Raw genomic sequence first — 2,138 nt, forward strand, 5'->3', positions numbered from 1 at the left:
GTTATCCCCCTCGACTGGGCAGATCCCTAGGCATTACTCACCCGTCCGCCGCTCGTCAGCAAAGTAGCAAGCTACTTTCTGTTACCGCTCGACTTGCATGTGTTAGGCCTGCCGCCAGCGTTCAATCTGAGCCATGATCAAACTCTTCAATTAAAGTTTTTTGAGACTAGGTCTCGGCTCAATGAATTCTGATTACATTATGCAGACTCGGAAGAATCTACATCCTGTTTGTTACATATTGCTATGAACACTCATCACTTACGTGATTCAGAAAATATTGATAATAATTTTGATTGCTACATTCTTTACAAGAAAGAGCGAGCAATTTCGATTAACTCAACACCTGTGAGTGTCCACACAGATTTACTTGTTTGATTGTTAAAGAGCGTTGACCGTGTTGGTCAGGGATGCGTATTCTACACTTCCCGTTGTCAGCGTCAAGTGTTTTTTCAAACTTCTTTTCGCCGTTGATTTAAGGTGGTTAAAACCGCTTCAAATCAAGCTGACTCAGTGTTGGCTAGTGCCTGTTGCCGTGTCAGTGGATGCGCATTATAGGGAGATTATGAAACCGTGCAAGGGCTTTTTTGAAAAAAATTGAAATTAAATTCAGCACACTAATTAAGAACAAGATACCCCAAACTTACCCCCAGAGTTATACACAAACGAAGGTAAATTAGCTCTATTGACTGAAACTGTATAAATGTACCAAGAGCGACTGTTATCCCTTTATGCTGCGATGAACATTGAATTTTGCTATTAATTTACCAATTAATAGGACCAACTCTATTCCAATTGAGCACTTATGAACAGATAAACCGTTTTCAATCTGAAGGTATAGAAGGTATAGAAGGTATAGAAGGTATAGAAGGTATAGAAGGTATAGAAGGTATAGAAGGTATAGAAGGTATAGAAGGTATAGAAGGTATAGAAGGTATAGAAGGTATAGAAGGTATAGAAGGTATAGAAAAATACAATATACCTAATCATTAGCAAGCTTTAATCTATGAATGACTGGATTCTTTTATTAAGAAACCAATTTTTTAACTGATGTAATTATTGAAAGTATAATTAACTGAGCCTCTATTGCTAACCAGCAGGAACTAACCACCAGGTAAACACAGTATGACTTTTTAGTTCTTCTCAAAAACTGTGGTTAGACGTTTAATTGCTATCAGTAAGTCATATAAAAGCTTAGAACTACTTATCCATAGGGTTACAGTTTTTTTAATTATCTTATACCGCTGCCATATAGAAATTGCTCATTACACACTGCTAAACAACACCCACTATTCTTTAGCTAATGATAATTAGTCTGACTAAGTTAATAAAAATGTTTTATAACGAAAAAGCCCGCTACGTAGTAGCGGGCTTATCATTATTTGGTGTCTGGGAATGACCTACTTTCACATGGGGAGACCCCACACTATCATCGGCGCGATTGCGTTTCACTACTGAGTTCGGGATGGGATCAGGTGGGACCACAATGCTATTGTCCCCAGACAAATCTGGTTTTAAAGATGGTGCTGATACCCAGAATCGAACTGGGGACCTCATCCTTACCAAGGATGCGCTCTACCGACTGAGCCATATCAGCATGATCTTGCTCAAGATTACTTTTCAATAAATTGAGACTTAAATTAGGCGCTTGGCGATGACCTACTTTCACATGGGGAGACCCCACACTATCATCGGCGCGATTGCGTTTCACTACTGAGTTCGGGATGGGATCAGGTGGTACCACAATGCTATTGTCACCAAGCAAATTCGGGTGTTAATCGCTTATCGCAATTAACTAAATTCGGAAAGCTGTTTGAGTGTCTTACTTTATTAAGCGCTTTAAATTCTTCACTAAGTCTTACCTTCAACAGTAAGTAATAAATCTAGTTACCATCAACTCAGATACACCTACATGGATGTAGGCAGTGCCAAGAAATGATTGGACTCATTTCTGGTAAAACTCATCTGGGTTGTATGGTTAAGCCTCACGAGTCATTAGTACAGGTTAGCTCAACGCCTCACAACGCTTACACACCCTGCCTATCAACGTCCTAGTCTCGAACGGCTCTTTAGAGGAATTAAATTCCTAGGGATGACTCATCTTAGGACTCGCTTCCCGCTTAGATGCTTTCAGCGGTTAT

At 39.7% G+C, this 2,138-nt stretch carries 1 protein-coding gene, 1 tRNA gene and 4 rRNA genes; 1 reads left to right on the plus strand and 5 read right to left on the minus strand.

The window, feature by feature from the left end; all coding sequences use genetic code 11:
- A 16S ribosomal RNA gene (locus tag A9267_RS11450) occupies nt 1-153 on the minus strand; the annotation flags it as partial.
- Between the two features lie 597 nt (nt 154-750).
- Here A9267_RS11450 and A9267_RS11460 point away from each other — a divergent pair.
- On the plus strand, nt 751-990 hold the full coding sequence (locus A9267_RS11460) for a hypothetical protein (protein ID WP_065109268.1): 240 nt from the start codon (nt 751-753) through the stop codon (nt 988-990).
- A 394-nt stretch (nt 991-1,384) separates the two neighbouring features.
- Here the strand turns inward: A9267_RS11460 and rrf (A9267_RS11465) are convergent.
- The 4 genes from rrf (A9267_RS11465) to A9267_RS11480 all read right to left on the minus strand — a co-directional run.
- Nucleotides 1,385-1,500, minus strand: a 5S ribosomal RNA gene (gene rrf / locus A9267_RS11465).
- 18 nt (nt 1,501-1,518) lie between these two features.
- Nucleotides 1,519-1,594, minus strand: a tRNA-Thr gene (locus A9267_RS11470).
- Between the two features lie 49 nt (nt 1,595-1,643).
- Nucleotides 1,644-1,759, minus strand: a 5S ribosomal RNA gene (rrf, locus tag A9267_RS11475).
- Nucleotides 1,760-1,971: 212 nt separating this feature from the next.
- A 23S ribosomal RNA gene (locus A9267_RS11480) occupies nt 1,972-2,138 on the minus strand; the annotation flags it as partial.

The sequence above is a fragment of the Shewanella sp. UCD-FRSSP16_17 genome, from assembly GCF_001675935.1.
Taxonomy (GTDB): Bacteria; Pseudomonadota; Gammaproteobacteria; order Enterobacterales; family Shewanellaceae; genus Shewanella; species Shewanella japonica.